General features: G+C 65.3%; 19 protein-coding genes. 3 read left to right on the top strand and 16 right to left on the bottom strand.

What is annotated here, in order from left to right; all coding sequences use genetic code 11:
- A complete protein-coding gene (locus tag H2052_RS12370; protein WP_293782079.1) occupies positions 1-2,685 on the bottom strand; it encodes an EAL domain-containing protein in 2,685 nt (894 codons plus the stop codon).
- Positions 2,630-4,354 (bottom strand): diguanylate cyclase, encoded by a 1,725-nt coding sequence (locus H2052_RS12365; protein WP_293782077.1) that lies wholly within the window; start codon positions 4,352-4,354, stop codon positions 2,630-2,632. Before H2052_RS12365 ends, H2052_RS12370 begins: the two co-directional genes overlap by 56 nt.
- Before the next feature lie 125 nt (positions 4,355-4,479).
- Between H2052_RS12365 and gmk the strand changes: the two genes are divergently transcribed.
- Positions 4,480-5,139 (top strand): guanylate kinase, encoded by a 660-nt coding sequence (gene gmk / locus H2052_RS12360; protein WP_293782075.1) that lies wholly within the window; start codon positions 4,480-4,482, stop codon positions 5,137-5,139.
- Positions 5,140-5,214: 75 nt separating this feature from the next.
- A complete protein-coding gene (locus tag H2052_RS12355) occupies positions 5,215-6,699 on the top strand; it encodes a Do family serine endopeptidase (protein ID WP_293782073.1) in 1,485 nt (494 codons plus the stop codon).
- A gap of 3 nt (positions 6,700-6,702) precedes the next feature.
- Here H2052_RS12355 and H2052_RS12350 read toward each other — a convergent pair whose 3' ends face one another.
- The 9 genes from H2052_RS12350 to H2052_RS12310 form a co-directional block, all read right to left on the bottom strand.
- A complete protein-coding gene (locus H2052_RS12350) occupies positions 6,703-8,721 on the bottom strand; it encodes an acetyl/propionyl/methylcrotonyl-CoA carboxylase subunit alpha (protein ID WP_293782071.1) in 2,019 nt (672 codons plus the stop codon).
- A 59-nt stretch (positions 8,722-8,780) separates the two neighbouring features.
- Complete coding sequence (locus tag H2052_RS12345; RefSeq protein WP_293782069.1) at positions 8,781-9,851, bottom strand: sugar-transfer associated ATP-grasp domain-containing protein; 1,071 nt, start codon at positions 9,849-9,851, stop codon at positions 8,781-8,783.
- Between the two features lie 7 nt (positions 9,852-9,858).
- Positions 9,859-10,935, bottom strand: coding sequence for a sugar-transfer associated ATP-grasp domain-containing protein (locus tag H2052_RS12340; RefSeq protein WP_293782067.1), 1,077 nt, complete (start codon positions 10,933-10,935; stop codon positions 9,859-9,861).
- A 333-nt stretch (positions 10,936-11,268) separates the two neighbouring features.
- On the bottom strand, positions 11,269-12,405 hold the full coding sequence (locus H2052_RS12335; RefSeq protein WP_293782066.1) for a sugar-transfer associated ATP-grasp domain-containing protein: 1,137 nt from the start codon (positions 12,403-12,405) through the stop codon (positions 11,269-11,271).
- An 18-nt stretch (positions 12,406-12,423) separates the two neighbouring features.
- The gene (locus H2052_RS12330) at positions 12,424-13,509 is read right to left on the bottom strand and encodes a sugar-transfer associated ATP-grasp domain-containing protein (RefSeq protein ID WP_293782064.1); all 1,086 of its coding nucleotides are present in this window, start codon (positions 13,507-13,509) and stop codon (positions 12,424-12,426) included.
- Positions 13,506-14,681: a hypothetical protein gene (locus H2052_RS12325; RefSeq protein ID WP_293782062.1), complete on the bottom strand. Its 1,176-nt coding sequence runs from the start codon at positions 14,679-14,681 to the stop codon at positions 13,506-13,508. The genes H2052_RS12330 and H2052_RS12325 overlap by 4 nt, the downstream gene beginning before the upstream one ends.
- On the bottom strand, positions 14,678-15,313 hold the full coding sequence (locus H2052_RS12320; protein ID WP_293782060.1) for a GNAT family N-acetyltransferase: 636 nt from the start codon (positions 15,311-15,313) through the stop codon (positions 14,678-14,680). The genes H2052_RS12325 and H2052_RS12320 overlap by 4 nt, the downstream gene beginning before the upstream one ends.
- A gap of 42 nt (positions 15,314-15,355) precedes the next feature.
- Positions 15,356-16,369, bottom strand: coding sequence for a biotin synthase BioB (gene bioB / locus H2052_RS12315; RefSeq protein WP_293782058.1), 1,014 nt, complete (start codon positions 16,367-16,369; stop codon positions 15,356-15,358).
- Positions 16,370-16,382: 13 nt separating this feature from the next.
- The gene (locus H2052_RS12310; RefSeq protein WP_293782056.1) at positions 16,383-17,915 is read right to left on the bottom strand and encodes an acyl-CoA carboxylase subunit beta; all 1,533 of its coding nucleotides are present in this window, start codon (positions 17,913-17,915) and stop codon (positions 16,383-16,385) included.
- Positions 17,916-18,059: 144 nt separating this feature from the next.
- On the opposite strand from H2052_RS12310, the gene H2052_RS12305 reads away from it, so the two are divergent.
- Positions 18,060-18,614 (top strand): hypothetical protein, encoded by a 555-nt coding sequence (locus tag H2052_RS12305; protein ID WP_293782054.1) that lies wholly within the window; start codon positions 18,060-18,062, stop codon positions 18,612-18,614.
- Here H2052_RS12305 and H2052_RS12300 read toward each other — a convergent pair.
- The 5 genes from H2052_RS12300 to crcB are packed head-to-tail and all read right to left on the bottom strand — an operon-like array spanning position 18,568 to position 21,656.
- Positions 18,568-19,290 (bottom strand): ATP12 family protein, encoded by a 723-nt coding sequence (locus H2052_RS12300; RefSeq protein WP_293782052.1) that lies wholly within the window; start codon positions 19,288-19,290, stop codon positions 18,568-18,570. The genes H2052_RS12305 and H2052_RS12300 overlap by 47 nt on opposite strands.
- On the bottom strand, positions 19,287-19,508 hold the full coding sequence (locus tag H2052_RS12295; protein ID WP_293782050.1) for a hypothetical protein: 222 nt from the start codon (positions 19,506-19,508) through the stop codon (positions 19,287-19,289). Before H2052_RS12295 ends, H2052_RS12300 begins: the two co-directional genes overlap by 4 nt.
- On the bottom strand, positions 19,505-20,170 hold the full coding sequence (locus H2052_RS12290) for an HAD-IA family hydrolase (RefSeq protein WP_293782048.1): 666 nt from the start codon (positions 20,168-20,170) through the stop codon (positions 19,505-19,507). The genes H2052_RS12295 and H2052_RS12290 overlap by 4 nt, the downstream gene beginning before the upstream one ends.
- Entirely contained in the window at positions 20,167-21,294 is a 1,128-nt protein-coding gene (locus tag H2052_RS12285) for an RluA family pseudouridine synthase (protein WP_293782046.1), read from the bottom strand. The genes H2052_RS12290 and H2052_RS12285 overlap by 4 nt, the downstream gene beginning before the upstream one ends.
- The gene (gene crcB / locus H2052_RS12280; protein ID WP_293782044.1) at positions 21,291-21,656 is read right to left on the bottom strand and encodes a fluoride efflux transporter CrcB; all 366 of its coding nucleotides are present in this window, start codon (positions 21,654-21,656) and stop codon (positions 21,291-21,293) included. The genes H2052_RS12285 and crcB overlap by 4 nt, the downstream gene beginning before the upstream one ends.
- Positions 21,657-21,665 lie beyond the last annotated feature (9 nt).

Raw genomic sequence — 21,665 nt, 5'->3', positions numbered from 1 at the left:
CTAGGCGGCGCGTTCGTGGTTTTCGACGTCGGCTGCGATGACCTGCTCGTCGTAGTGGATGCCGAAGCGGTCTTCCTCCACCCACCGCACCATGCCGGAGCGGGGCTGCTGGCCTTCCACGAAGGTCGTGACCCGGTCGCCTGGCCTCGGCAGCCAGCGCGCCTCGAACATCGCGCCCGTATCGGATGTGTTGCGCAGCCGGGCGCTCCGCCTGCGGTCGTTGTGCAGGATCGTCGCGCGCCGCAGCATGGCGATACGGCGGGGGCGGTTCGATTTCATGCCGTTCGGCGCGATCGGCGCTTCGGAGCGCGCAAGGATGCCTGCCTCGGCCCAGGGCACGGCCTTGCCGAAGATGAAGCCCTGCACCTGCGTACATCCGATGCGGCGGATGATATCGAGGTCGTCGTGCGTCTCGACGCCTTCGGCCGTGGTGATCATGCCGAGACTGTCGGCGAGCGCGACGATCGCCTTCACGATCGCGGCCTTCTGCCCGCCGCGCTCGGCCGCGCCGGAGACGAACGAGCGGTCGATCTTGATCTTCTTGAAGGGCGCCTTGGTGAGATAGGAGAAGCCCGAATAGCCGGTGCCGAAATCGTCGAGCGTTAGCCGCACACCGATCGCGCCGAGGCGCTGCAGCGTGGCGCGTGTCGCCGGGTTTTCCTCGAGGAAAACGCTTTCGGTGATCTCCAGCTCCAGCCGCTCGGGCGCGAGGCCGGCCTGCGCGAGCGCGTTGATCACCAGCGTCGGCAATTCCGGGTTCGTCACCTGGATCGGCGAGAGGTTGACGGCGATACCGATGTGCTCGGGCCACTTCGCAGCCACCATGCAGGCGTTCCGCAGCACCCATTCGCCGATGCCGTCGATAAGGCCGGTTTCCTCGGCGATCGGAATGAAGCTCGCCGGCGAGATTTCACCGTGGCGCGGATGGTGCCAGCGCACCAGCGCTTCGAAGCCGACGAGTGTTTCGCTCGCCGTTTCGACGATCGGCTGGAAATTGAGCGACAGCCCGTTGCTGACGAGCGCCCCGCGCAGGTCGTTTTCGATCTGCCGCCGCGTCTCGGCATTGCGGTGCATCCCGCCCTCGTAGAAGCGGTGCTTGCCGCGCCCGTCCGATTTCGCCGCATAAAGCGCGAGGTCGGCGTTCCGCATCAGCGCGTCGACGCTGTGGCCGTTGTCGGGGCCGATGGCGATGCCGACGCTCGCGCCGATGATGATGCGGTGGCCGTCCACCGTGTAGGGCGCGGAGAGATAGTCGATGATGCGCTGGGCGAAGGCGGAAAGCCCGGCCAGCGTTTCGGCATCGCGCACGACGACCGCGAACTCGTCGCCGCCGAGCCGCCCGACCCGGCCATCCGCGCCGACGAGCGTGCCGAGCCGATCGGCAACCTGTTCGAGCAGTTTGTCGCCCACTGGATGGCCGAGCGTGTCGTTTACCGATTTGAAGCGGTCGAGATCGAGCAGCAGCAGCGCGCAGCGCTGCGGCACGACGCCGCCGTGGCTGAGGAGCGCGGTTTCCAGCGTCTCGCGGATGGTGATGCGGTTCGCAAGGCCGGTGAGCGGATCGAAGCGCGCAAGGCGCATGGCGCGGTCTTCCGAACGGCGCACGTCGGTAAGATCGCCGCCGATGCCCGTGAAGCCCTCGAAGTGGCCGTGCTGGCTGTAGATCGGCGTGCCCGCGAGCGACCACCACTGGATGCCGAGCGGGAACAGCACGGGAATCACCACGTCGTGAAACGGCAGCTTGCCCTGCAGGTGGAATTCCAGCGTCCGCAGCGAGGTTGCGGCCTCGTCCGGGTCTTCCACCTCAAGCGAGATGATGTCCCCAAGCGGACGCCCGATCAGGAGCTCGTTCGTGGTCCCGTGCGCCGCGCCGAACGAGGGCGAGATATAGGTGATGCGGCCGTCGATATCGGTTTCCCAGAACCAGCCGCTGCCGCAGGTCTCGAATGTCGCGCAGAGCCTGCGCACGCGCTGTTCGCCGAGATCGCGCATCGATCCCTCGGCGCGTTCGATGAGCGTGCGCCGTCCGGCGAGGTAGAGCGTGAGCGCGCCCGACAGCACGACGACCGCCGCCGCCGACGAGGCGAAGCCATCGAGACGGGTGACGAGCGTGACCGCGAACGCGACCATATAGGCCATCGCTGCAAGCGGCATCGGCGAAAGCGCGACAATGCCGAGCACGAGCATCGAAATGGAAAGAACGAGCGCGAACGGTATGTCGCTGATGACCGGAAGCGTGCTCCAAAGAAGCCCCGCCGCGGCGCTCAGCGTCACGAGACCGCGCGCCGTATCGGCGACTTCGCCTGCTTTCGGCTGGGCTTCGCGCAGCCCGAACACCGCGAACAACGTCGTCAGCACGCCGCCCGCCGCGAGCCACGCGCCCTGGATCGAGGCGGTGAGCGGTACGTGCCAGAGCGTGACGCCCGCCCAGATCAGCGCGCCGATCGCCGCAAACAGCGGAATCGTGGGGCGGAGATCAAGCAGCTGCCGGTGCGTGTTGGCAATCTCGCTGCGCGAGCCGAGGCGCGGCAGCGCGACGCCGGCCAGCCAGTTCCGGGGCTCGCGAAGGTGCGCAGCGGAATCGGCGCCCACGGTTTCGCGGATCGGTTTGGCGGGGCGGCTGGGCATCTCAAGCCGCCGTCGCGACCGAAGGTTCGGGTCCGGCGGCGGCCACGTGCCGATCACGCCCGGTCCTCTTGGCCTCGTAGAGTGCCGTATCAGCGCGCCTGTAGACCTGCCGCCAGGTGCGGTCGTCGGCGATGATGCCCGATGCGGAGCCGATGCTGACAGTGATGCGGACGCCGTCCGTCATCGGTGTCGCGCGGAAGGCGCGGAGGATCGTTCCGGCCGTGTCGTCGCGCTCGCTGTGGGGGACGATGAGCGCGAATTCCTCGCCGCCGAGGCGGCCGACGACGGCGCCCGCCGGGGAGACGCTCTCGATCAGCCGTGCGGCCTCCCGCAGCACACGGTCGCCGAATTCGTGCCCGAAACCGTCGTTGACGGTCTTGAAATGATCGATGTCGATCAGCAGCAGGCGCGACTTCAGCTTGCCCTTGCCACTGCGGCGGATGCCGTATTCGATGAAGGCGCGGCGGTTGAGAAGCCCGGTCAGCGCGTCGGTTTCGGCAAGGTAGGTCAGTTCGATCTCGCGGGCGCGCGCCTCGTCGCGCTCGGCGCGAATGTTGGAGATGCGGTAGGCGATGCCGATCATGCTCAGCACGCATTCAAGGCACATCGCGTAGAAATAGCTGTCTTCGATGAACGCACTCGTCTCCATGAAGCCGAGCGCGACGAGAATGCGGGCGAAGGCCCCGGCGAGCGGTACGGCCCAGGCCACCGTGTAGATGAGGATGATGCGGCTGCCCCGGCGCCACGCGATGATCGCCATCGGGAAGATCAGCGCCATCGTGACCGCGCCGAGGATGTTCACCACGGCGAGCGGGACATGAAGCCGCTCCGGCGCCTGGAACAGCGTGATGAGCGCGATGACGCCTGCGCCGACCTGCAAGGTTGCGAGCATGATGCCGGTGATCGCCAGCCGCATGTGTACGGTGCCGCGCTCCAGCAGGGTGATCGTGAAAACGACCGCGAACCACAGCATCACGGGCAAGACGGCCTCTGCGGCGACGTTGCCGAGCATCGGCGGCAATCCTGCGGGAAGCATCCGCATCATGATGCCGGACGCGGCAAGGCCGTAGAGCAGGGTCGCGGCGGTCATGCCGCAGTAGAAGAAAAGGAAGGCGTAGCGCAGCCAGACGAGCAGCACGAGATTGAAGAACAGGGTGGCGAAGATCACGCCGCCGAACAGGCCGTAGATCAGCGATTGCCGTTCAGTTTCAATGGCCTCCACCTGGGGAGTCTCAACCGCGGGCCGCACGAAGGCGCCGCGCGGATCGACGACTTTCCGGGCGTGCAGCGCAATGGTTTCGATCGTTCCCGCCCGCCAGGGGATGCGCAGCCGGAACATGCCGCCGAGTTCGGTGTGGCTTGCGGCAGAGGCGGCATCGTGGCGCATCGTCCAGACGGTGCCGTCGGCATAGCGAACGTAGAGCGTAACCTCTTCAAAAAGCGTCTGTTTGAGGTGAACGGACAAGGGCTCGCCGGGCTTCTGTCGCAGATCGAGGCCGGATTTTATCAGCCAGGCGTCGCGCATCTCGCCCGTGGAGAGCCCGCCCGGGCAGTCGCCGCCCGCGGCCCTCGCCATGGCGCCGGCAAGGCTAAGATCCTTGTGATCGGGGAAAACGCACGCGTTCGCGCCGATATCGAGCGTAACGCGCGCGTTCGCGGTCGATGAAATGGCGAGCGCACAGAAAAGCAAGCTCGCAAGCAGGAGCAGCCCGCGCCGTGCGAACACAGCGGTTATGCCGAAAATACCATGCATCCGCTTTAGGTTAACGCAGCGGATGATAACGATTCGCTAATTACGTTCTTCTTTGCGCAATCTTGACCGTGGCGCACCTTGCTTTATGTGCGGCGCGCATGGACGTACGGACAGACACGGCCGGAAAAATCGAGCGGCGCGGCATCCTTTTCGTGCTGTCTTCCCCTTCGGGCGCGGGCAAAACCACGATGGCGCGGCGTCTGCTGGCGGCGGAACCGCAGATGGCGGTTTCCGTGTCGGCGACCACGCGCGCGAAGCGCCCCGGCGAGGTCGATGGCATCGACTATCACTTCCGCACCGAGGCGCAGTTCGAGCGCATGGTCGAGGCGGGCGAGTTCCTGGAATGGGCGCACGTGTTCGGCAACCGCTACGGCACGCCGCGCGCTGCGGTGGAAACCGCGCTCCGCATGGGCCGCGACGTGCTGTTCGACGTGGACTGGCAGGGTACACAGCAACTCGCCCAGTCGATGGGCGACGATGTCGTCTCCATCTTCCTGCTGCCGCCGACGATGGCCGAACTGGAACGCCGCCTGCGCGCGCGCCGCACCGACAGCGAAGAGGTCATCGAGGGCCGCATGGCGCGCGCCGCCGCGGAAATCAGCCACTGGCCCGAATACGACTATGTGCTTGTCAACGAGGACATGCACGACTGCTTCGAACAGATTCACACGATCGTTCACGCCGAGCGGCTGAGGCGGCAGCGCCGGGGCGCGTGGCTCACCGAATTCACCCGCGAGATGGCGGGAAAACAAGGCTGACCGTGCGCGGGCCAGGGGGTTAACGCCGGCGCCCTGCGTACCTATGTGATTGCCGGAAACATCACGGGACGGACGATGACAGCGAACCGATCACTCTGGCTGCTGGCCGCGGGCGCAATCGCGGGCACGAGCTTCGCCATGGCCATCGACAAGATCGAGCCGCAGGCTTCGGCGCAGCAGGTGGCGGCACTTGCCGCGGCCGCCGCGCCGCCCGAAACGCCGCGCCGCGTGCCGACGAGCAATGCCGAGTTGATGCTCTCCTACGCGCCGCTCGTGAAGGCGAGCGTGCCGGCCGTCGTCAATGTCTACACCGCGCGTGTGAACCGCACGCGCCGCGATCCGTTCTGGGATCTGTTCTTCGGCGGCGGCCGCATGACGCCGCAGCCGCGCGTCGAGCAGTCGCTGGGCTCGGGCGTTATCGTCGATGGTTCCGGCCTCATCGTCACCAACAACCACGTTGTCGAGGGTGCCGACGAGATCAAGGTCGCGCTCGCAGACCGCCGCGAGTTTCCGGCCAAGCTGATGTTTACCGACAAGCAGCTCGATCTTGCGCTGCTGAAGGTGGAAACGGGGGGAGCAGCGCTTCCCGTCGTGCCGCTCGGCGACAGCGACAGTGCGGAGGTCGGCGATGTCGTCATCGCCATCGGCAATCCCTTCGGCGTCGGCCAGACCGTGACGCACGGCATCGTCTCGGCGCTCGCGCGCACCGGCGTCGGCATCAGCGACTACCAGTTCTTCGTGCAGACGGACGCGGCCATCAACCCCGGCAACTCGGGCGGCGCGCTCATCGGCATGGATGGCCGCCTTGTCGGCATCAACACTGCGATCTACTCGCGCTCGGGCGGTTCGAACGGCATCGGTTTCGCGATCCCTGCCAACATGGTGCGCCAGTTTATCGCGGGCGCGAAAACCGGCAAGATTTCAAGGCCCTGGCTCGGCATGGCGGGCCAGCCGGTGACATCCGAGATCGCCCGCGCCTCGGGCCTCGACCGGCCGATGGGCGTCGTCATCAACGAGGTGACGAAGGGCTCGCCCGCCGAACGGGCGGGCGTGCGGGTGGGGGACATTGTCTACGCCGTGGACGGCAAGGATGCCTCCGACCCTGATACGCTGCGCTACCTCGTTGCCAGCAAGCCGGTGGGCGAGACCGTGAAACTCACGCTTCTGCGCGGCGGCAAGGCGGAGAACGTGGCGCTGAAGCTCGTCGCGCCGCCCGAAGTGCCGGCACGCGACACGACGCTCCTCGCCGGGCGCTCGATCCTTGCGGGCATCACGGTTGCGAACCTCTCGCCGGCACTCTCCGCCGAGCTTGGCGGCGGGCTGCCCGATGCAGGCGTCGTGGTGATCGGTGCCGATCCCCGCGCGCCGGCGCTGCGCTTCGGGCTCGTTCAGCCCGGCGATATTCTCGAAGCGGTGAACGGCCGCGCCGTAGCGAGTGCGAAGGGACTGCAGGCGCAGGCGAACGCAGCTGCCGCCGAGATGACGCTGCGCATGAGCCGGGGCGGAAGCACGCGCGAATGCTATTTCCGCGCGCCGTCCTCGCTGCAATGCCGGGGCTGAGCCCTATTCGAATTCCATGATGATGGCGTCCACGGCGAGGCTGTCGCCCGCCTTGGCGTTCACGGACTTCACGACCGCCGTCTTCTCCGCGCGGAGGATGTTTTCCATCTTCATCGCCTCGACGACCGCGAGCGCCTGGCCCGGCTCCACCGTGTCGCCCGCCGCCGCCGAGACCGAGACGACAAGGCCGGGCATCGGGCAGAGCAGGAACTTCGAAAGGTCCGGCGGGATCTTCTCGATCATGTACCCCGCGAGTGCGCTGGCGCGCGGCGTGAGCGCGCGGACGTCGTGGCCGGAGCCCTTCACCGTCATGCGGTAGCCCACGGGCTTCAGCGCCAGCTTCACGGCAACGTCCCGGCCATCGACGTCGGCGAGGAACACCGGTTCGCCCGGCTCCCATTCCGTCGCGACGTTGTGCGTGTGCGTACCGCCCTCGAACGTGTGGGTCACGATCCAGCCGCTGCTCGTTTCCTCGGCGTGCACGCTGAACGGCTTGCGATCGATCTCGATCACCCAGTCCGGGCCGAACTGCGCGCCGTGGCCGTTGAGCTGCCCCTCGATGAACTGCGCGCGCTGCACGGTGATGGCGTTGATGACCGCGGCGGCGATGATCAGGTCGTCGCGCTTTTCGTCGGTGAAGGGCGCGCCCTCGAAGCCGTCCGGGTATTCTTCGGCGATGAAGCCGGTCGTGAGGCGGCCGTCGCGGAAGCGCTGGTGCTGCATCACGGCGGAGAGGAAGTCGATGTTGTGGCCGATGCCGTCGATCCGGTAGCGGTCGAGTGCTGCGACCTGAAGATCCGCCGCTTCCTCGCGCGTCGGCGCGTGGGTGATCAGCTTGGCGATCATCGGATCGTAGAACATCGAGATTTCGCTGCCCTCGACGACGCCGGTATCCACGCGCACCGTCGTCTCGCCGCTCGTCTCCTCGGGCGGCGCGTAGCGTGTCAGGCGGCCAATCGAGGGGAGGAAGTTGCGGTAGGGGTCTTCGGCGTAGACTCGGCTTTCAAGCGCCCAGCCCGAGAGCTTCACGTCGTCCTGCGTGAAGGCCAGTTTCTCGCCTGCCGCGACGCGGATCATCTGCTCGACGAGGTCGAGGCCGGTGATGCACTCCGTCACCGGATGCTCCACCTGCAGGCGGGTGTTCATCTCCAGGAAGTAGAAGCCCATGCCGGTCGTGTCGGCGCCGCTGACGATCAGCTCCACCGTGCCGGCGCTATAGTAGCCCACGGCCTTCGAAAGCGCGACGGCCTGCTCGCCCATCGCCTTGCGCATCTCGGGCGTCACGAAGGGCGAGGGCGCCTCTTCGATCACCTTCTGGTGGCGGCGCTGGATAGAGCATTCGCGTTCGCCGAGGTAGAGCACGTTGCCGTGCTGGTCGCCGAGCACCTGGATCTCGATGTGGCGCGGCTCGACGATGAACTTCTCGATGAAGACGCGGTCGTCGCCGAAGCTCGAAAGCCCCTCGCGCTTGGTCGCCTCGAAGCCCTCCCGCACGTCCTTTTCGGAGTAGGCGAGGCGCATCCCCTTGCCGCCGCCGCCCGCGGAGGCCTTCATCATCACCGGATAGCCGATTTCGTTCGCGATGCGGACGGCGTGCTCGGTATCCTCGATCTCCCCGACGAAGCCGGGGACGACGTTGACGCCCGCGGCCTTGGCGAGTTTCTTCGATTCGATTTTGTCGCCCATCGCGGCGATGGCATTGGGCGGCGGGCCGATGAAGGCGATATTCTCTTCGGCGAGGCGCTTGGCGAACCATTCACGCTCGGACAGGAAGCCGTAGCCGGGGTGGACAGCCTCGGCGCCGGTTGCCTTGCAGGCCGCGATGATGGCGTCGCCGAGAAGGTAGGATTCAGCGGCGGGCGGCGGGCCGAGCCGCACGGCCTCGTCCGCCATCTCCACGTGCAGCGCGGCGGCATCTGCGTCCGAATAGACCGCGACCGTCTTGATGCCCATGCGCCGCGCCGTCTTGATGACCCGGCAGGCGATCTCGCCGCGGTTCGCGATCAGGATTTTCTTGAACATGAAAGGCGGCGCCCCCGAAACCAATGACGCGGACCTTCAAGCGGCGATGCGCGGCGGCGTCAAGTCTTGAGGAGACTAAGGAAGGCTTCATCCGCCACGCCGCGCCCCTCCGCCTGCTGCAGAAGGTCGAAGTCGCCCCGGTGGTTCACCTCCACAAACGATGGCCCGCCCGGTGTGATGGCGACGTCCCAGCCCTGCACGGGAATGCCCGCGAGACCCGCCGCGGCGAAGCGCACCGCGTCCAGCGTTTCCGCCCAGAACGGCAGGTGCCAACCCGCGAATGCTGCGCCCGTGTCGGGGTGGCTTTCGATCGTTCGGTGGTCAGCGCCGACGCCCGAATGCACCCGCAGCACCTCGCCCGTTGCGGCATCGACTTGCCCCAGCATGTTGCCGCTTTTGCCGCTGCGATAGTTGTCGGTCATGTTGCGGCCGACGGGGATGCGGAAGGCGATGCGATGCACGCGCGGGCCTTCCGGGAGCAGCAGCACCATGATGCGCAGCGTCGCCGCGCGCTGGCCGATGACACGCACGAGGTCGGCGTGCGGGACGATCAGGTCCTGAAAGATGAGCGGGCCTGCCGAGCGGGCCCACATTTTTTCGACATAGTCCGCGACGCGGATCACGGTTCCGTCCGACATTCGGAGCATATCCGACGCGTGATCGTAACCCTCCAGCAGTGCGCAGCCCATGCCGAGCGCAAGATCGGAAGGCTTCGCGAAGAGAGGATAGGGGCAGCCCTCGCGCAGCCAGGCGCCGAGCGCTTCGGGCGAGCCCAAGGTGGGCACGCCCGGATAGGTGCGGTAAGCGTGGCCGATCGCGACGATCTTCGGGTAGAGAAGGCCAAGCCCGTCCAGAAACTGGTATGTGAGCAGCTTGTCGTCGGCGACCGCATCCCAGCGATGATTGCCGATGTGATAGACGGTTTCTTTCGCCCAGGAGCCCACGAAGCCGCGCTTCGAAGCGAATGCCATTCCGGGACGATACAGTCGCTGCTCGTAATATTCCTGCGGTCGCACGCGGAACGGCCCGAAGCGAAGCTGCACCATCTCGGCGAGCTGGGCGACCAAAGGCAGTCCGCCGTCGGCAGCCCCAGCGCGCGCATAACGCAGCGTGGCGGCGATGTTGCGCATACCCAGCTCAGGCCGCCTTTCCGAGGGCGTGGAGCGCGTCCGTATCGGCGTCCATCAGCGGTTCGAGGTAGAGCTGCGGCAGGATGACACCGGGGGCGGCGTTCACTTCGATGAGCATCGGTCCCTGATCGGTGAAAGCGAGATCCCAGCCGGCGAACTTCAGCCCCGGCAGATAGGAGGTCGCCCGCCTGATATCGGCGATCGCCTTCTCCCAATCCGGCAACGTCAGCCGGGCAAAGGGCACACCCGTATCCGGATGACATTCAAGCGCGTGCTGGTCCGGTCCGGTGCCGCGCGTCGCGGCGGTCAGCTTGCCGGTATCGGGGTCGATCGCCGCGTAGGCGTTGCCGGTAATGCCACCCGCGAAGTTGTCGGTCATCGATGTGCCGACCGGAATGCGCAGCAACGCGCGCTTCACCTTGAACGTGCCTTCATGCGCGAAGGTCATCACGCGCACGGTGGCGAGCCGGTCTCCGATCACTGCAGCGACATCGGGATGCGGCCGCGCCAGTTCCTGAACCACGAATCCGCCATCGCGCGTGCCGCTGTGGCGCGCCACGAAATCATCGAGCGGGACGGCCTCTCCGCTGCCGAGGCTTACAATACCGGCGGCCGCGTCTACACAGCGCACAAGCGCCGCGCCGCGTCCGCGAATGTCGTCCACACGCTTGATGAAGAAAGGGTCATTCCCCCTTTGCGCGAAAAACGCCCGGATGGCGGCGGAATCGCGCAGCGATGCGGCCCCGGCGAACACACGCCACGGATGGATCACGGCAAGCACGCGCGGTGCGGGCAACTTCCAGGCGCGCATCATCGTGTAGAACAGCAGCTTGTCCGTGCCGATGGCATAAAAGCGGCGATCGTCGAAGCTGTAGAAGCGAGGCCGCGCCCACTCGTCCACGAAGCGCAGCTTGCGTGCCATGGGCAAACCCGGCGTGTAGAGACGATACTTGAAATAGGCCTCCGGCCGGATTCGGCCAGGGCCCTTGCGAAGCACGGCCATGTCGACGAACTGTTGGAACAGGCCGCGCCCCGTCTGCGCTTTCGCCCGGCGCGCAAGCGCAATGATTCCGGCAAGTGACAACCTATCCCCCGACTGTGATTCGTCACAGCGGCTCAGTACGATATCGGGGCTGCGGAGGAAGCAATTTTTTGCAGTAAGGCGTTATTTTTCAATTTAAAAACAAATAACTATCGTTACCATTCCGTTACAGAGGACGCCGTTTGTCGTAGCGTTCCAGAAAGCGCGGCGTGGCGAGGCCGCGCTTTGCCGCGATCTTGACATGTAGCGCGCCTGCGTCCGCGGTTCGCGATCGGGATTTTCTTGAACGTGAAGGGCGGCCCCCAAAACCTATGACGGGGACCTTCAAGCCGCGATGGACGGCGGCGTCGTGCCTTGAGGAGTCGGGGACGCGATCTAGCGCCGCCTCCAGCTTCCCGTGCCGATGATGATATGTTGATATCGTTTCCGGTTCTCGACGGGGTCCATTGGGAAATACTGCAGGAATACGTCGTCCATCAGACCCCGCCCGGTGGCTTGCAATAGCGCATAGCCGGGATGGGTGTTGAACTCGACCACGACGGGTCCATTTACCGTGAAGGCGATGTCCCAGCCCAGTATGGGAAGTCCGAAAAGGGCCTGCTGGCCAAGCTTCACGATATCAAGGGCTTCATTCCAGTGCGGCAGTTGGAAGCCTGTGATGCGCTCTCCGGTATCGAGGTGCGTCTGCGTCCGCCTGAGCGTCAGGCCGAGGCCTTCATACATGTCGCCGAGCGTGCCGGTCTCGATGTCGATTTCAGCAAAGCCATTGCCGCCGGTGCCGAGATTGAAGTTATCGGTGAAATTTTTCCCGACAGGAATACGGAATGCAGCGCGGTGGACCCGTGTTTCGCCCTCAGCAGCCATGGTGATGATCCGCGCGGTGGCGACGCGTCTGCCGAACAGGCGAACCAGTGCGGGGTCGGGCTCAATTACGTCCTGAAAGATGAGTCCCCCCAGATGTTTGTTCCAGTTGTCCAGCGCGAAGGTCTTCACCGGAATTTCTTCCCCGGTGACCGTCACAATGGAATCGGTCTTCTCGTTCCATGACACACCACAACAGCTTCCCATGCCGAAAGCGCCGGCCGAGGGTTTCGAGAAAAATGGATAATTGTCCTTCTGACGGAGCCAATCCTCCATGTCTTCGACGGTGCTGATGAGTGCTACGCCGGGATAATAGCGTCGGCTTTCGTAGACAGCTTTGGTCACCGGGATCGGCAGGCCGAACGTTTTGAGAAAGGCATAGGCAAGCAACTTGTCGTTTCCAATGCCGCACCACTGAGGATCTTGCGCCTGATAAACGACGCCCTTCGCCCATACGCCTGCAAATGTGTGATGTTGCGAAGGGTTCAATTCAAACAGGCGATAATCGAAATATTCCTTCGCCGACACTTTTCCAGGGCCTCGCCTGCAGCGAACTATTTCTTTTATTTGAGCGAGTTGACTTTTGCCGGTTTGCTTTTTCGCTATGTGCGTATTCCGAAATAAATCTGTTAGAGAGATCCCCAGAAACATGTGTCCCCCCTTCGAAAATCAGAATTTTTCGTTCGGATAAAGTGCCAGAAAATCCGCATCCGCAAGCAGCCCACGGCCCGGAGCGAGCTGTGCAATATTCAGATCGCCTCTGGGGTTTGTTTCGACCAATAGCGGTCCTCTGTCGCTGAAAGCGACATCCCACCCGTGTATCTTCAAGCCGGGGATAGCGCGACTGGCCGTTAACACCAGATCAACGGCCGTTTGCCAGTCCGGGATAGGGAAGTCGACAATCTGTTCGGCGGTGTCGGGATGAACGGAAACTTCGTGCCAATTGACTCCCAATCCGCCAAGAACTTTTCTCAGACGACCACTTTCCAAATCCACGAATGCGATCATATTCCCGGACTTTCCACTTTGGAAGTTGTCCGTCATGCTCTTTCCCGAAGGTATGCGGAGACCTGCGGCAAGTATCCTGGCTTCCCGAGACTTGTTAAGCACTACGATGCGAGCCGTCGCCACACGATTCCCGATCACCTTTTGCAATGCAGGGTGCGGACGGATCAATTCCTGAAACAGTATGACCGGACCGTTCGGCGCGCCGTGCTGCGATACGAAGTCAGCTATGCTGATTGTTTCGCCATCGCCGAGAACCAAATTTCCGTTCTCCGAACGGACGATGAGTTTTGAGCCGTATCCCAGATAGCTGACGGCGGGTTTGCAGAAAAACGGATAATTTTCCTTATTGCCCAGCCATGCCTCGAGTTCGCGTTCAGAATTCAGGGCAGTCACCCCTGCGGCGGGGGCTTCTGTGTTCGTGGCAGCAAGTACTTTTGGATGGGGCCATCCCTTTTCATGAAAAAAACGGTATGATAGCGCCTTGTCACTGAAAACCCGTGCAGTTTCCGTGTCTTGAATTCTATAAATGCGACTTTTTGCCCAAGGTCCTACATATGTTGTTTTTTGTGTCCACGTAAATTCTGGATCAAAAAGACGATAATTGTAATAATATTCCGCTGTTATTCTTCCTCTGCTTGCTCTGAGTCTTATGATGTCGATGATTTGGGATGTGATACTTTTTCCGGACTGTTCCTTGGCGGCTCGAGACAATGCGAGTAGCTCTTTCACCGGCATCCCAAAAATCATAAAACCATCTTCCTAAACAGCGCACGAATCTCGTTCGCGGCGAAGCGGCCGAATTCCCGGAAATACAACGCCCGATCTTCGGGAAAGTTTAGGTCGGCATGAATGCGGGGATCGATGAAGCGCCATGCGAATGCGCCGAGCCGAGCGGCCTTGCTCCCGGGACGCCGCAGCGCGTTCGCGAGCCAGGCGAATTCGCCCGGAAACGTGTCGCGGCAGATGACGGCCTGCTTCGGGCGGATCGGCTGCGGAATTCGGCCGTCGAGGAACCATTCGGCGGCGAGGCGGGGGAAATCGACGCCCGCGTGGAGATCGAGGTGCAGATATTGCCAGAAGCGGGCGTTCACCTCGATGACGTGGAAATCGCCGCTGTCGTCATCGCGCCGGTATTCCACCATCGCGCAGCCGATCCAGCCGAGCGCGGAAAGGCGGCGCACGGCATCGTCGTAAACGTCCTGATGCCACTGCGTGCGGCGCAGCGACATCGTGCCCTTGCTGTGCGGCTCGGCGTGGCAATCGACGACGACGTCGCCGACAAGCGGGCCATCGGGGCCCATCAGCAGGCTCACGCCCACCTGCCGCCCGGTGACGCCGCCCTGCACGAGAACGCTTTCGTAGCCCGCGGCGAGCGTCCGGCCGATGGCATCCTCAGCCGCCTGCACGCTCAGGCACTGGTGGAAGCCGACGCCGACAACTTCGCCATCTGCGCCCCGGCCGCCTTTCACGTAGATCGGCAGCGGAAAGCCCGAGAGGTCGGGCACATCGCCCGCGCGCGCCACCAGCGTTTTGGGATGATGGTCGAGGAGGCCCGCTGCGCGCCAGCAGTCGTAGGCCGCGATCTTGTCGCCGCCCGCATAGACGATCGCGGGATCGGGGGAGACGGGGAGGAGCGGGCTGAATTCGGAGAACCGCTCGCGCACGGCGGAAAGCAGGCCGCCCGAGGGCACGATCATGCGGATGGCGTTTGCCTTCACATAGGCGGTGAGCCAGTCGCAGAAGGCCGGATCGCCGTAACGCGGATGCGTCGCCGTGTGCCGTGCGAAGGTCGATCGCAGACCCATCGCGCGCGGGTCTGCCGCCGCGGCATGGGTTTCATAGCCCGCGCGGCCGAGCGAACGCAGCGCTGCAAGCTGCGCGCGCGTCTGGACATCAGGGACGAGGATCGCGGGCTTCACGCGGCGTCCACGAAGCGGGCGCCGAACGCCGGGTCGATGCGTTCGGCTGTCATGCGCGCCTTGCCCAGCCGCCGGCGGGTGTGCAGCAGCGCGACCGGACGCAAGCCGGCCTTGCGGGCGCTCGCCAGCGCGGCAAGGTTCGTGCTTACGACACCGCTCACCGTCCAGCGCATACCGAGGTCCGCGATCAGATGGCGGATACGCGCACGCTGCAGTGCGGTGTGAAGGCCATGCCCGCGCGCCATGGGGTGTACGTAACCGCCGTAGAGCGTCGCCGTCCGTTCCGGCCACAACACGTGCTGACCGACATGTGTGTAGGTCGTCTCTTCGGCGTTCGGATGGGCAAGGCCATAGCCGAGCAGGGGGCCATCGGCAGCGGCAACCGTGAACAGCAGCGTCTTGCCTTCCGCGAGTCGCCGCTCGGCCGCGGCGATGAAGTCCTCGCGTGTCTGCCAGGACACGGTCTGCTCGAAGCGGCGGACATGGTTCATGTCGTTGACGCGAACGTCGAGATCGGCGGGTGCGCCGATGCCGGGCGTGTCGGCGGCGAACAGATGCAGCGCATGGTCGCTCCACAACCGCACAACGGCTGGTTGCCGCGCTATCTTCGAAAGGATGCCGTCGCCGCTCATGCGCGCCTGTCTACCGGTGGCGCGTTGCGAATGCGCTAATTTTCAGGCGCCTGCAAGCGCGGGCGCGGCCAATTCCATCGGGTGGACGCCAAGGCGTCCGAACAGCGCCGCATCCTTGCTGTCGCCCGCGTTCGGCGTGGTCAGCAGCCGGTCGCCGGTGAAGATGCTGTTCGCGCCCGCCATGAAGCAGAGCGCCTGCGCGCTATCCGACATGCTCTCGCGGCCTGCGGAGAGTCGCACCATGCTTTCGGGCATCAGGATGCGCGCGACCGCAACGGTGCGGACGAACTCGATCTCGTCGATCTTCGCGAGCGGCGTGTCGGCCAGCATGTCGCCGAGCACGGTGCCCTTCACCGGCACGAGCGCGTTGATCGGCACGCTTTCGGGGTGATGCGGAAGCGTGGCGAGCGCGTGCAGGAAGCCGACGCGGTCGCTGCGTGTTTCGCCCATGCCGACGATGCCGCCCGAGCACACGTTGATGCCCGCGCTGCGCACGTTTTCCAGCGTTTCGATGCGATCCTCGAAGGTGCGCGTGGTGATGACGTTGGCGTAGTTTTCGGGGCTCGTGTCGATGTTGTGGTTGTAATAGTCGAGGCCGGCCTCGGCGAGCTGGCGGGACTGGTCGGCCGTGAGCATCCCGAGCGTCATGCAGGTTTCGAGGCCCATCGCGCGGACGCCCTTCACCATCTCGACGATCGCGGGCATGTCGCGGTCCTTGGGGCTGCGCCACGCCGCGCCCATGCAAAAACGGCCCGAGCCCGCGTCCTTCGCGGCGCGCGCCTCGGCGAGCACGGCGTCCACGTCCATCAGCTTTTCGGCCTTTAGGCCCGTTTCAGCGCTCGCTGACTGGCTGCAATAACCGCAATCCTCCGGGCAGCCGCCGGTCTTGATCGAAAGCAGCGTCGAGAGCTGCACCGCGTTCGGATCGAAGTGCGCGCGGTGCACGGTCTGCGCCTCGAACATCAGGTCCGCGAACGGCAGGTCGAACAGCGCGGCGACTTCGTCGCGCGTCCAGTCGGTGCGGATTTCGCGGGCGATGGGATTGTGGACGTTCATTGGCAAGTCCCTTCTAGAGCGGGATGTTGTCGTGCTTCTTCCACGGGTTTTCGAGGCTCTTGGTGCGGAGCTTGCGAAGACCGATGGCGATGCGCCGCCGCGTCGAATGCGGCATGATGACCTCGTCGATGAAACCCTTGGCGGCGGCGACGAACGGGTTGGCGAAGCGTGCCTCGTACTCGCGCGTGCGCTCGGCGATCTTCTCGGGGTCGCCGATGTCCTTGCGGAAGATGATTTCCACTGCGCCCTTGGCGCCCATCACCGCGATCTCGGCGGTCGGCCACGCGTAGTTGAGGTCGCCGCGCAGGTGCTTCGACGCCATGACGTCGTAGGCGCCGCCATAGGCCTTGCGCGTGATGACGGTGATCTTCGGCACGGTCGCCTCGGCATAAGCGAACAGCAGCTTGGCGCCGTGCTTGATGATGCCGTTGTGCTCCTGCGCGGTGCCGGGGAGGAAGCCGGGCACGTCGACGAAGGTGATGATCGGGATGTTGAAGGCGTCGCAGAAGCGCACGAAGCGCCCGGCCTTCTTCGCCGAGTTGATGTCGAGCACGCCCGCCAGCACCATCGGCTGATTGGCGACGATGCCGACGGTGGAGCCCTCGACGCGGGCGAAGCCGATGATGATGTTGCCGGCGTGGTTCGGCTGAAGCTCGAAGAACTCGCCCTCGTCCGCCACTTTGCGGATCAGCTCGTGCATGTCGTAGGGCTTGTTCGCGCTGTCCGGGATCAGTGTGTCGAGGCTCATTTCCAAGCGCTCGGGATCGTCCTCGGTGGGGCGGAACGGCGCCGGCTGGCGGTTGTTCAGCGGCAGGAAGTCGAAGAAGGCGCGGGTGCGCAGCAGCGCGTCGACATCGTCCTCCATCGCGAGGTCGGCGACGCCGGACTTGGTGGTGTGCGTGACCGCGCCGCCAAGCTCGTCCTGCGTCACGACCTCGTTGGTGACGGTTTTCACCACCTCCGGGCCGGTGACGAACATGTAGGAGGAGTCCTTCACCATGAAGATGAAGTCGGTCATCGCCGGCGAATAGACCGCGCCGCCCGCGCACGGCCCCATGATGAGGCTGATCTGCGGGACGACGCCGGAGGCGAGCACATTGCGCTGGAACACCTCGGCATAGCCGCCGAGGCTTGCGACGCCCTCCTGAATGCGGGCGCCGCCCGAATCGTTGAGGCCGATGACGGGCGCGCCGACCTTCATCGCCATGTCCATCACCTTGCAGATCTTCTGCGCGTGGCGCTCGCTGAGCGAGCCGCCGAACACGGTGAAATCCTGGCTGAACACGTAGACGAGGCGGCCGTTGATCGTGCCCGAGCCGGTGACGACGCCGTCGCCCGGGATCGTCTGCTCGGCCATGCCGAAATCGACGCAGTTGTGCTCGACGTACATGTCGAGTTCCTCGAAGCTGCCCGGATCGAGCAGGATTTCGAGACGCTCGCGGGCGGTGAGGCGGCCCTTGGCGTGCTGTGCATCGATGCGGACCTGTCCGCCGCCAAGCTTCGCGGCATCGCGGCGGCGTTCGAGTTCGGCAAGCACCTTCTGCATCGGCAAGTTCCCCGGTCCGTTTGTCGATTCGTCACCGCGCTTAGCGGGGTGGGGCGGCGATGTCACGCCCGCGCGAGATGTGCTACGTTCGCGCCCGGCGGCTTCAGGGCCCCGCCCGTGCCGCCTGAACCAGGGGAGGGAGATATGGGCAGACTGCTCATCGGCAGCCTCGTTGCTGCCGTTGCAATGTTCCTGATCGGCTTTGTGTTCTACGGTACGCCTTTGTTCTCAAACGTATACAAGACAGCGCCTTTCGAAACGCAGGTGGCGGTGCAGGACGCGCTGAAGGCGCTGCCTGCGAGCGGCACCTATTTCATCCCGACAGGCGAGGACGAGGCGGCGATGGCGGCGCATCGCGCCGGGCCAACGGCGATGCTGCGCGTGAACCTCAATGGCTCCGAGATGATGGACCCGATGGTGATGGTGAAGGGCCTCGTGCACATGGCGGTCTCGGCCTTCCTGCTGGGCCTCTTGCTGCTGCGCGTCGCCCCTAAAATCTGGAACTTCAGCGAACGCATGGCGGTCGTCTTGCTCGCGAGCCTTGCGGTGGTCGTCTTCTCCCGGCTGGGCGAGCCGGTCTGGTTTGGGGCGGACTGGCCGTACACGCTCTATGTGGCGGTGGCCGATCTGATCTCGCTCACCGTCGCGGGGTTCATCCTCGCGAAATGGTTCCTGCCGAAGTCGCATCCAGCAGGCTGAGGAAACGGGCGGCGGCTTCGAACGCCGCGCGGCGCGCGGTGCGCGCTGCGGTGGCTTCGGCGTCGTCGCCCCATTTTTCGGCCTGATACAGCTCGTCCAGGTGCCCCGCGGCAAACGCCGCGTCCGCATCCACTTCGCCCTCGGCGAGCGCGAGCGCGATGACGAGCGAGCCTGCGATGGTGACGAGCGGCTGCATCGCCGCAAGCTTCCAGGCGTCCGTGCTCCGAAGCGCGGCGGCGAGGCGCTGCACCGCTGCCGCATCCTGCGCAACGTGCGTGATGCCGGCCGTCACGCGGAGCGCGGCGTCGTAGCGTCGCAGCGCGAAGGCGACGAACGGGTCCCACGCTGTTGACTGCCGCGCCGCGAGGTCGGCGGGGGTATCGGCGCGGTAGCAGACGAGGTCGGATTCCGCATAGGCGGCGAGGCCCGCCGCGAACGCCTGCGGGTCCGGCTGCACGTGATCGATCGCGGCGTTCGCGAGCCCGGTCATCGGCATCGTCGCGGGCAGGATTTTATCGCCCTGCGCGTCCCACTCCTCCGCGACCGCGGCGGCGAGTGCGGCGGTCGGCAGGGTGAGGGACGCGCGCTTCGGCGTCCGCACCGGCCGCCCGTCGAGCGTGATCCGCCACGCACCGTCTTCGGGAACGGCGGCAACCGCCGTGTAGAACCGCCTCACCTGCCGCCTGTATTCTTGCTGCGCCACGCGCGGCGCAGCATCGCTGGAATGATCAGCGTTTCAATGAGGCCGATGAGGAAGACGGCCTTGCCGATCATCTCGTCCTGAAAGCCGCCGATGCCCTTGCGCCAGATGAGCAGCCCGACGGCCATGACGATCAGCCCGCCGATGCGCATCGCGTTCAGCAGGATCCAGCGGGTCTTCGCCGGGTCGCTCATGCGTGCTTTTCCAGTTCGGCAAGCAGCGCGCCGAAATCGGCGGCGACATGGCGTGCGCCTGCGGCAGTGAGTTCCTGCGGCTCGTGATAGCCCCAATTCACACCGATCGCATGGGTGCGCGCGGCCACCGCCATTTCCATGTCGAACACGGTGTCGCCGATCATGACCGTGTATTCGGGCTGCGCGCCGGTTTCCGCCATCGCCGTCTGGATCATCGACGGGTGCGGCTTCGATGGATGCCGGTCCGCCGTCTGCAGCGTGACGAAGCGGCCGTGAATCTCGTGGTGCATCAGCGTGAGCGCGAGGCCCCGATCGGATTTGCCCGTGGCGACGCCGAGCAGCCAGCCGCTGCGTTCAAGTTGGATGAGTCCTTCGCGAACGCCGGGATAAAGCGGCTCTGCGGATAGCCCGCCGTTCGCGCGCCGGCCCTGAAAGGCGAGCTTGTAGTCTTCGGCAAGGCGGTCGTGAAAGTCGGCCTCCGCGCCGGGCAGCAGCACCGCCATCGCTTCGGCGAGCGACAGCCCGACAACGCGCCGTACGGCGTGCCGGTCGGGCGCGTCGAGGCGGTGCTTCGCGAACGTGTCGCCCATGCAATCGATGATGTTTGCCTGGCTGTCGACGAGCGTACCGTCGCAATCGAAGATCGCGAGGCGAACCGTCATTTCTTGCCCCGTTTCGGCGCGACGCGACCGCTGCCCCGGCGGTTGCGGTGCGAATCGCGGCGTTCGCGGCGGGCGTCGCGCGCCTTGTGGCGGGCCTTGCGCTCTTCGGCGCCCGGATCGACGAGTTCTTCCTCGAGCGGCAGGTCGCCGATCGAGGCATCGAAACCTATGGTGGCGAGGGTCTCCGCGAAGTGCGGCGCGGGCTCGGCCTTGATGTCGAGCATCTTCCCGCCCGGAAGCTCGATCACCAGCCGCCGCGCGTGCAGGTGCAGCTTGCGCGAGACGCTTCCCGAAAGGAACGCTTCCTTGCCGCCGTATTTCGCATCGCCGACGATGGGATGGCCGATCGCGGCGGCATGAACGCGAAGCTGATGCGTGCGGCCGGTCAGCGGCTGCATCTCCAGCCACGCTGCGCGGTTGGCGGCGCGCTCGATGCGCCGATAACGCGTCACGGCGCGCTGCCCCCCGTCTTCATCGACATGCATCTTCTCGCCGCCGGTGCCCGGCTGCTTGCCGATGGGCAGGTCGATCACGCCGTCGCGAATCTCGGGCACGCCCATCACGATCGCCCAGTAAAGCTTCCTGGCGGTGCGGCCCGCGAACGCCTTCGAGAAGTGCGCCGCCGCGCGCGCCGTCCGCGCGAGGAGCAGCACGCCGCTCGTGTCCTTGTCGAGCCGGTGGACGAGTTTCGGCCGGTCGGTGCGGTCGAACATCAGCGCGTCGAGGAGCCCGTCGACATGCTCGGTCATCTTCGTGCCGCCCTGCGTGGCGAGGCCCGCGGGCTTGTTGAGCACGATGGCGTACTCGTCGCGGTAGATGACGAGGCTCTGCGCGAATTCGATCTGGTCGTCCGTCAGCGCCCGGCGTTCCGGTTTCTTCACCGACATGATCATCGGCGCCGCCGCCTCGGCCGGGGGCACACGGATGCTCTGCCCGCTTTCGATACGGTCGCCGGGCTGTGCGCGCTTGCCATCCAGCCGCAGCTGGCCGGTGCGCGCCCATTTCGCGACGGTGGTGAAGCTGGTGTCGGGCAAATGCCGCTTGAACCAGCGGTCGAGTCGGATGCCGTCGTCGTCCTCGCCCACGGTGAACTGGCGGACACCGTCGCTGTCGTTCTGGCTCATACCAGCGCCTTTCCGATGAAAAGCGCGGCGACCGAAACCACAACGGAGGCCGTCACGTAACCGATCGCGGTCAGCGCCGCGCCGCGCTCCATCATCGCCACGACATCGAGCGAGAAGGCCGAGAAGGTCGTGAACCCGCCGAGCACGCCGACGCCGAGCAGCAAACGCAGCGGCTCGCTGCCGCCGCGCGCCGCGAGGAGGCCGACAAGCAGCCCCATCAGCAGCCCGCCGACCACGTTGACGATCAGCGTCCCCCACGGGAAGTTCGGCCCCATGAGGCGCAGCGAGGCGAGGCCGACACCATGCCGCAGCATCGCGCCGACGGCGCCGCCGGCGCCCACGAGGAAAAAATGTCCGATCATCGGCGGTGT

It is taken from the genome of Sphingosinicella sp., assembly GCF_013911755.1.
Classification (GTDB): domain Bacteria; phylum Pseudomonadota; class Alphaproteobacteria; order Sphingomonadales; family Sphingomonadaceae; genus Sphingosinicella.
Note: the sequence above shows the minus strand (reverse complement) of the source record. Positions and strands in the feature narration are given on the sequence as shown.

Bases quoted from the DNA above. Each gene is read 5' to 3' on its own strand.
- gmk (WP_293782075.1), top strand. From the start codon at position 4,480: ATGGACGTACGGACAGACACGGCCGGAAAAATCGAGCGGCGCGGCATC.
- H2052_RS12355 (WP_293782073.1), top strand. From the start codon at position 5,215: ATGACAGCGAACCGATCACTCTGGCTGCTGGCCGCGGGCGCAATCGCG.
- H2052_RS12350 (WP_293782071.1), bottom strand. From the start codon at position 8,721: ATGTTCAAGAAAATCCTGATCGCGAACCGCGGCGAGATCGCCTGCCGG.
- H2052_RS12345 (WP_293782069.1), bottom strand. From the start codon at position 9,851: ATGCGCAACATCGCCGCCACGCTGCGTTATGCGCGCGCTGGGGCTGCC.
- H2052_RS12335 (WP_293782066.1), bottom strand. From the start codon at position 12,405: ATGTTTCTGGGGATCTCTCTAACAGATTTATTTCGGAATACGCACATA.
- H2052_RS12330 (WP_293782064.1), bottom strand. From the start codon at position 13,509: ATGATTTTTGGGATGCCGGTGAAAGAGCTACTCGCATTGTCTCGAGCC.
- H2052_RS12320 (WP_293782060.1), bottom strand. From the start codon at position 15,313: ATGAGCGGCGACGGCATCCTTTCGAAGATAGCGCGGCAACCAGCCGTT.
- bioB (WP_293782058.1), bottom strand. From the start codon at position 16,369: ATGAACGTCCACAATCCCATCGCCCGCGAAATCCGCACCGACTGGACG.
- H2052_RS12310 (WP_293782056.1), bottom strand. From the start codon at position 17,915: ATGCAGAAGGTGCTTGCCGAACTCGAACGCCGCCGCGATGCCGCGAAG.
- H2052_RS12305 (WP_293782054.1), top strand. From the start codon at position 18,060: ATGGGCAGACTGCTCATCGGCAGCCTCGTTGCTGCCGTTGCAATGTTC.
- H2052_RS12295 (WP_293782050.1), bottom strand. From the start codon at position 19,508: ATGAGCGACCCGGCGAAGACCCGCTGGATCCTGCTGAACGCGATGCGC.
- H2052_RS12290 (WP_293782048.1), bottom strand. From the start codon at position 20,170: ATGACGGTTCGCCTCGCGATCTTCGATTGCGACGGTACGCTCGTCGAC.
- H2052_RS12285 (WP_293782046.1), bottom strand. From the start codon at position 21,294: ATGAGCCAGAACGACAGCGACGGTGTCCGCCAGTTCACCGTGGGCGAG.
- crcB (WP_293782044.1), bottom strand. From the start codon at position 21,656: ATGATCGGACATTTTTTCCTCGTGGGCGCCGGCGGCGCCGTCGGCGCG.